Annotated in this window: 6 protein-coding genes; all 6 read right to left on the bottom strand. The window is 41.2% G+C overall.

Annotated elements, in window-relative coordinates:
* Positions 1–178: 178 nt before the first annotated feature.
* A complete protein-coding gene (locus LC115_08130) occupies positions 179–979 on the bottom strand; it encodes a hypothetical protein (GenBank protein ID MCZ2356639.1) in 801 nt (266 codons plus the stop codon).
* Between the two features lie 175 nt (positions 980–1,154).
* On the bottom strand, positions 1,155–1,367 hold the full coding sequence (locus LC115_08135; GenBank protein ID MCZ2356640.1) for a hypothetical protein: 213 nt from the start codon (positions 1,365–1,367) through the stop codon (positions 1,155–1,157).
* A 46-nt stretch (positions 1,368–1,413) separates the two neighbouring features.
* A complete protein-coding gene (locus LC115_08140; GenBank protein ID MCZ2356641.1) occupies positions 1,414–1,998 on the bottom strand; it encodes a hypothetical protein in 585 nt (194 codons plus the stop codon).
* Entirely contained in the window at positions 1,998–3,650 is a 1,653-nt protein-coding gene (locus tag LC115_08145; GenBank protein ID MCZ2356642.1) for an ATP-binding protein, read from the bottom strand. Before LC115_08145 ends, LC115_08140 begins: the two co-directional genes overlap by 1 nt.
* 2 nt (positions 3,651–3,652) lie before the next feature.
* Positions 3,653–4,744 (bottom strand): hypothetical protein, encoded by a 1,092-nt coding sequence (locus tag LC115_08150; GenBank protein ID MCZ2356643.1) that lies wholly within the window; start codon positions 4,742–4,744, stop codon positions 3,653–3,655.
* 32 nt (positions 4,745–4,776) lie between these two features.
* Positions 4,777–8,007: an SAM-dependent DNA methyltransferase gene (locus tag LC115_08155; GenBank protein ID MCZ2356644.1), complete on the bottom strand. Its 3,231-nt coding sequence runs from the start codon at positions 8,005–8,007 to the stop codon at positions 4,777–4,779.
* Between the last annotated feature and the right edge of the window lie 195 nt (positions 8,008–8,202).

Genomic DNA, 8,202 nt, shown 5'->3' on the forward strand with positions numbered 1-8,202 from the left:
CTTTTGCGAAGTAGCCAAATGCCTTAACGAAACACACACCTAACGGCTTGCGTTACCTGTGCTGGGGCGGGGACGGCGAAGCCGTCCAACCAGAAAAAGGATAAGGCGTAGGAAACTGCTTGGGATGTGCGCCGAGTCCCCAGCGTCAGGTGCACGCTTTGTTAGCCCGCTTTTGACTTTAGACCGCATTTTGTTTTGCATACCATTGCATTATTTCTTGCTGCACATCTCTTGTAGACTCTATTTTATATCGTTTGCTTTGAGGAATACGGATGCATTCTGGATCAAGAAAATCTATCAAATCAATTAGTAAATGTTGTAAGATGATTAAGCGGCGTTCATGACCTTTGGGTTCGTTTGAAAGAACTTCCACATCTTTCGATAACTTGATAAACCAACGTTGAAATTCTGGTTCATCAAGCCTTTTCACAAAATCAGAAAACCCCATACACTCATGTTTTCCTGAGTTAATTTCACTCTTGACGGTCATTATTTCGCCGATTGCTTGTTGTTGCCCACGAAACAACCTGAAAGTTAAATCAAAACCATCAGTTAAGAAGGTTGATGAAATATTACTCAATATTTTTTCAAGTTGCTGACTGGTTTTTAAGTCACCGAAATCTAAAAACTGCACTTCTCGTCTAAAAATTTCTATCCATCCCAAATATTCTGCAATCACATAAAGTGTATGTTGAGTAGCATATTCTTTATCTGTAGGTGATTTATAATAATAAATTTGCAAAAACCCTAATTGAACTATTCCGAAAAGGCGACTTTGAAGGTCAAACGCCGATTTCAATATTGGATTTCTGTATTTGGCGACCAATTCATTATTTTTCGTCTCTTTTGACTGAGCGTCTCTTTGCAAGGTTAATTCATGTTCGAGCCTTGCAGTTCGAGTTTGACCTGTGATAGTTACAATAGCACTAATAAGTGCGACAACTGCGGCAATAACGGCTGTAATTATTTCTGTAGACATAATTTTTTTCGCTATATAAATTTTGCAAGGAGCGGGCTAACGGTTTGCGTTACCTGCGTGTGGGCGGGCGTGGACTCTGCTTGGGGGCAGGAAAAACTCGAAGCCAGAAAAATACTCCAAAATGCCGCAGAATCCCACACGTCAGGTGCACGCTTTGTTGGGCGGCTGCCATTGATTAGACTATTTTTTTCTGGCAAACTGGACAAGTCGAGCCTCTTGGAGTAACAACACTTTCGCAGTGCGGACAGATTTTCATCCCACCACTGGTGATTTTCTTTTCAACTGTATCTCCAAAGGTATTATGAAAGAAATTTTTAATGATTTCCCAAAGGATGCTTGCAACAACAATAATAGCAACAAGAGTAAGACAACTACCAATCACGTCCATAAAAATATCCTTTCAAGAAGATTTTTCTTATCGGACAAAAAGATATTTATACTTTTCGGGCGACAACCATTAACCCATCGGTGTAACTATAGCCATAACCGTAACTATATCCCCATGCTGCCCCTGCTTCTTTTTTCCACTCATAGTTATATTCACCTGAAATAATGTTAGTGACGTTGATAACTTCATAGCCATCTTTATTCAGGCTTTCAATCGCTTCTTGCAAGTCCTTTTCCAAACGCGTTGTATCTACTTGTCTGTCAGAATAGCCCGTTTGTACCCATTTCGTTTCATCTCGAGTCACATCTGACTCGCCTCCAAAAAAACCTGTTTTCTTTTCCCCTGTAGGGACTTTAACTATCTGGTTTTTTCCAATAGGCGCAAAATACGCTTGCACAAAAACGACTTTATTCATCACGATGACACTCCTTTTTTGTAAGACTTTTTGAACCTGCCGCCCAACGGTTTGCGTTACCCGCAAGTGGGCGGGCTGAGATTCTGCTTGTGAGCAGGAAAAACTTGAAGCGAGAAAAATGCTTGAAAAACGCGCAGAATCCCACTTGTCGGGTGCACGCTTTGTTAGACCCCGTTTTTGAACTTGAAGACTCGCTTGCCTAAAAGATGAAAACATTAATCCTGCTTGTATGCTGGCTTGGGAAAAATGATTTTTACAGGCTGGCGATAGACGGCATGTTGAATTAATAACTCGCCTTTTGATAAACGAGTTGTTGATAACTTCAAGTCTTGGTCAAGGAAACGATAATCAGGTTGCATGATTTCGCTTGATGTACTTCTACCAATAATTTTTGTAGCGGCGTTGCCTGTAACGCGGGGATGAACTGCGCTCATAAATTGTTGAGCGGAAAGTAGAATCACACCCAAAGAACGCCCGCGCTCTGAAATATCAAGGATTTGTTCAATCAATGGGGAGTCTTTTGTTCCTGCGGGAGCATACTTATTTAACTCGTCAACGAAAATCAAAACCTTTTTTGGAAGGTCAAGCGTTTCATCTGATTCGGCAAACATTTCATAAACTGTGCGGATAATATCGCCAAAGACAAAGGCTTGTTCATGTTCCTGCAATTTGGCAATATCCACAACGTAAGTATGACCGCCTTCAATGCCGCGTATCTCGTGAGAAAGTTCCTGCTCGTTACGAGTGCGCTGATTGGTGAAAATACCCGTTGTGCGAGTTTGTACCATGCGCCTTAAGTGACGGCGGAATTTTCCAACTGAACTTGATTTTACATCTCCAATACCCTGAGATTTTCCTTCTTTAGCAAGGGGTTCATCATTAAGTAAACTGTTCCAGTCTTTTACTTTAGTAAAAGGTGATTTGGCAGTTTTATTCATCAAACCGTTGGCAATTTCTCCAACAAGTGAATCAATGGTATCGGTTGGGTCTGGAACACTTGAAAACAGAAGGTCTAGTTTTTCTATACAATCATTTAATTCATATCCATACGTTTTGAAATTGCGCGGGCGATAATGGCTGTTTGGTTCTCCGTTTTTCGCTCGTGGCAAAAGATAATGGACATTATCAAATGGGCGCGGTTCAAGTCCCAATTTCATCCAAAGTGATTTTTGCTGTTCATCCAATTGTGTTGGCGGTTCGTCAATTTTCAGCAAGTCACCATGTTTGACATTCAAAATAATGACTGCAATACCTTCACTATCTGCTTTTTGTAAAATGGATTGCAAGAGAAACATTGCGTAACTGGTCTTGGTTGCTAAACCGCTAATACCAGAAATATTGACGTGCGCCGATTCGGGTCCAATTACATAAGACTTATCAAGATAAACCACTGCTTCAACTTGATTACTCATCTTGATTAAACCTGCGGGAATACGATTCTCTGGTCGCATTGTGTCAATACCAAGCGCGGCATGAATACCTGCTTCTTCTGCAAAGCGAACGGCTTGTTCGTTTTCAACTGGCATATAAATTCCATCTTTTGGCGTTCCGTCTGCATTTGTGCCGCCGCCGTCATTCATCATCACATTTGCGCGGGCTAAAGTTGCACCAACGCGGGGAGTATTGGGTTCTTCTGCAACTGAGCCAAAATTGTTGGAAACATAATTTGCCAAATGGCTTGCCGCGTCTGTTCGATGTTCCAATGTTGCAACCAATCCATAAGTTTTACTTCCGTTCAAATGGTCAGATTGAACAATATCAAACGGGTTGACGATGACATCCGCAGTAATCCAGAAGTTGAATTTATCAGATGTGTTCGGTTCGCGGTCAGTTGCGGAAGTTCTTCCAATTACGTTGTTATCGGTCATGATTAACTCCTTAATGCGCTTTTGATAATGCCTTGCAAAATTTGGGTTGAAACAAATTGCTGTTTGGATGCGTGTTCTGCTTGATAAATCGGGTACAAGTGAGAATGCCAACGGTCATCTGAGCCATAAGGGGTGACGAATTGTTCCGCTAATAACGCGCCAGAAATTTTGTCTATCAATTCCGTTGTAATAGGTTGTTCTATCAAATTTGGAATTTCAACTTTGATAACGCCTTGCATTGGATATTGCATGTGTTGAGGACTACGCAACCGCAAATACCAAAAGGCGGTTTTACTTGCGAAACCTTCAAAGGCGGGGGTGCGGTGATAATGCGGGAGATTTGCAATCAGTGAAACCACGCTTTCTTTTTCCCGCGTTTTGCCTTGCACATAAAATTTTTGCGTGCTGGTAAAGTTTTTCGCTACGCCAATCACGCGCTCGGTCTGCATACCTGCGCCATATTTGCCAAACGAAACCAATCCATCTTTTATCATCCAACCTTCGGGAATCGTGCGAATAAATTCGCTAGCAACTTCAAACTCCATCGCGCTCATTAAGTGACGGGTCTTACCGCGTCCTTTTTCTCGCAACTCTTGTCCTTCGCGGAAGTCGTCGGTGTATTCGTCTTTTTCCATCAAGTCGCCAACTTTGATATTGTACGGCGTGTTCTTGGTTGCGTTCTGAATAGATTGCCAAGCCGCGTCAGAGATTCGGGATTTGGCAATCAGCAAATACCATTGATGCTGACGTTTGACGGTATGAATTTTGCCTTTGTCATCCCGATTGATAATGGCAAGCGCAATTTGAGAAAGGAAAATTGGCGTAGAACGGTCATGCTCCAAGCCTGTGGCAAGGAAATAATGACGATATGAGCCATCGAGAAAATAGCGAAAGAAATGTTCTTCCTTGCGGTGAATAGAACGCACTTCCCGATATTTCCAAGTGGGGCGGGGCGTTTCAAGCATGGAATCTACTTCAAGATTATCTTGGGAAAATCTCGAATCGTCTCGCTCATCTTCATCCGTGAAGGTCATTTCTTCCATTGCGCCTTCGCTGGCTGGCATTAACTCCAACTGATGAGCAACTACTGACATAATAGAACGGAGTGTTTCGGTAAACTCTCTCATTACATCTCCTGCAAACTTTCCTTAATTTCTATCAATTCTTGCTTAGTCAAACCCCATAATTCAGCGGAAAGATTATCAATTTGTTCTTCAAGGTCGCTTACGTCAATTCCTGCGGCGGTTTTTTTGTGGCATTTTTCAGATAAATGTGCAAGTTCAACATGCGTTTCGTTTTGCTTGTCGAATTTTGGGATTTTGATATTATCAAGAACGTGAGCCGAAAAGAACATAGCCACATATCCAGTGATTATAAAACTTGTAATTGATGTATTCATTAACGCGCAGAAATAATGTGCTTCATCTTCATTTTCAAATGGTACAAAAATAATATTATGGTCTGGTATAGTCGGTTTTTGAAATGACCCAACACTTGTTGAACTAAGCACAGAAGCAACGCTACCGCTTGCTAATGCCTTCCATACGACTTTGTATGGCATAAAAGTATATGTTCCAATGTTGTACAACGAATAGAAAGGCTCTCCAGCGGGTTCAAGATATTTTTTGTAGCCGCTTCTATTTGTTAGTTGGCTCTCGAATTTACGAAAGTATTCAAAGCATTTCTGATATTTAGACTCGAAAACTTTCCGTGAAATCCCTTTGCTGGGTTGATTCGGGTCTTGAGGCAAAATTACATAGGTATCAGGTGTTATGTTCCATCTTTTTATTTCCCTTCCCCGCAATAAAGGAAAAACTAAATCGGCTTCGATTTCACTGCTAGCCGACTCAACTTCTGTTTTTCCAACATCATGAAGATTAGAAAAGACTACTAAATTTTTATTTTCGCTTTGCGTAATTGTCCCCCAATACGCACCGTTCAACCATGTGGTGATGCCTGCGCGACCTTGATATGCGGCTTTACCCAAAGCATTTTTTATTGCCTTTAATGCTTTTGGCTTGGCTGAAATCCATGAACCTTGTAATGAACCGTCAATGCTTTGTGCTTTCAAATAGCGGACAATTGTTTTTTCTTGTACTTCTTGCCATGAATAATCAAGGTCTATCGAACCTTTTTCTTTTTTCTTCCATACCATGTAGTCAACTGGATACTCAGTCTTTTCACCTTTTTGGGCAAGGAAAACCGCAGTTCGATTTGTCGCAGAGTCGAAAGGTTGCAAGTCTACAATATCGTCAACTTGGATAATCTTAAAGTGTGTTCCGCCTATGCCAAGTTGGAAACGTCTAAACCCTTCGCCCCCGCCAACTGTTTTGAAAATTGTTTGTGTAATTACAAAACAAATTTTGCCTTTATCTTTTAGATATTTGTCTATCGCTACATAAGTCATTAATACAGAAATGTCATCTTTTGCGCTTCCAAGTCGGGCGCGTAAACCTGTATGCTCAAATAAGTTATATTTTTGCCAAAGCGGGGCGGTTGATTCTCGGTACTCTTGTGGTAATGCTTCCCAATTGACCCAAGGCGGATTACCTGCAATAAAATCAAATTCACCCATGAATAAAGGCGCAAAGGCATTCTTGATAATCCGCGCCCAGATGCCATTAATGCCCTTCTTTTCTAAATCAAGAAGTTTGGCGTAAGTTTCGCCTAAAATTTCAAGGTCATCTAATTTCAATTCTGTATGAGCGCGTTGTAAAAACTTTTCCTGACTTACTTGTTTCTTGGCACATTCTTCAAGAAGGTTGGTTGTCTTTTGAATTAATTCGCGCTCAATCAAATTGTTCGGCATACGAAAATTGCCCACGCTCGTTGAAACTGTATGAATACCTGCGCTTGTATCAAATAAATCCATTTGTTCTTTGGCGCGAGGTGGGTTAATACTGTCGCAAAGGTAAATGGGAATAGTCACTTCACCTTTACGATGTGGTAACAAGTCAGCAATTGCCAGCAAGTAATTTGTTCGGGCGGCAATCACTGCTAAAGGATTCAAATCAAAGCCGACAATGTTGCGCGTTATCAATTGAAGCGTTTCAGTTGGGCTGATATTATTGATACGGGCATTTTCTCTGGCGCGTTTTATGGCAAGAATTGGGAAAGTTCCCGAACCACATCCAGGGTCAAGCAAACGCAATTTCAACAAGTCACGAACTTTTTCACCATAACCCAATTGATTCAAACAACGGTCTGCTAACCAATCAGGCGTGTAATACTCACCTAAGTCATGCCGAATTTGTTTTGGAACAAGGTATTGATACAATTTTTTGAAAATGTCGCGGGTTTCATCGGGAAGTAATTCAAGCGTTTGCGGGTCATATTGATTTAAGCGGGTGATGATTTCCCGTATTGCCTGTTCGATTTCATCGCTCCAATCGTTCAAATACCAAGAGAGCAAATCGCCTTCAAGAAAATTACGAATACCGAGTTGGTGAAAAATGCCGCCTTCTTCAAGTTCGTTTAGTCTTTCTCGCAAAGTATCAGAATCTAGCGATTCCCATTCTGCGAGAGGTAAGCCAGAAATGTTTTTGAGCGTATAAAAACCAACTACTTGATAAGCCAATAATTTCATTAGGATTGCATAGTAAGTATCAAGCGCAAAAAAGAAAGCCAGAAAATCAAAATCTTTTTGCTCTTGTTTTTTGAAGCCATAAGATTCAAAAAGAGTCTTGGAATCAAATTTCTTGTTTTCAATTGCCCCATGTACTTCCGCAAATTGAAGCGCCCATTGTTCAAAGAAAACTTTTACGCGCTCCACATATCCATCTTTCAAGGCGGAATAAAACGCTCGAATTGTTTTTGCCGCAAGGTAATTTCTTGAATCTGTGCCGACTGCAAAATCTCTAATCAAATTATCTGGCACAAGCGCGGCTTTGCTGGTCAGTTTTTCAAGCGTGAGGAGAAATTTTTCAACGCTTTTTTCTGTAACAGGTTCAGGCTCTTCTTCAATCCATCGCTTTACCTTGCGAACATAAAGAAAGTAATTTCCATCAAATGCCACCCCAAGCAAGCGTTCTTCTTTCCAGCGTTCTTCTTTGGAAAGGTCTTCAATGTAACCTTGAACCTGTGAAATCAAAGCGCGATTCTTGCCATTATCGGGTTTGATGACATTTGGTTTTTTGTATTCAAGAATTAAGCGGTTGAAAACTGTATCTGCGCGTCCATTGGCTAAAATCACTTCATCACGGGGGTCGAATCTCAAATCAATCTTTTTTGCCCGCATGTATTCTTCCCATAATGGGGCAACAAGGTCACGAAGTTTACCTTCGGGGCGTTGTGGAGTAGCCGCCGCAACTTTCACGGCTTCACGAATGGATTGAACTATTTTTGAGTAATCAGACATGAATTTAAGTTCCCGTTGCTGGACGTTTGATTAGTTTGAATTGTCGTTACATGATAACCGAAAATTTGTTTGCCAAATGTTCATCCCCCACAGGCGAGATGATTTTTTTTCTTTTACCTTGTTGTGCAAGGAAGGGGTCTAACTACTTTTTATACAGACTCGCCGATTAATAGACCCCCAAAAGGGGCATTACAC

It is taken from the genome of Bacteroidia bacterium (assembly GCA_026932145.1).
Lineage (GTDB): Bacteria > Bacteroidota > Bacteroidia > J057 > JAIXKT01 > JAIXKT01.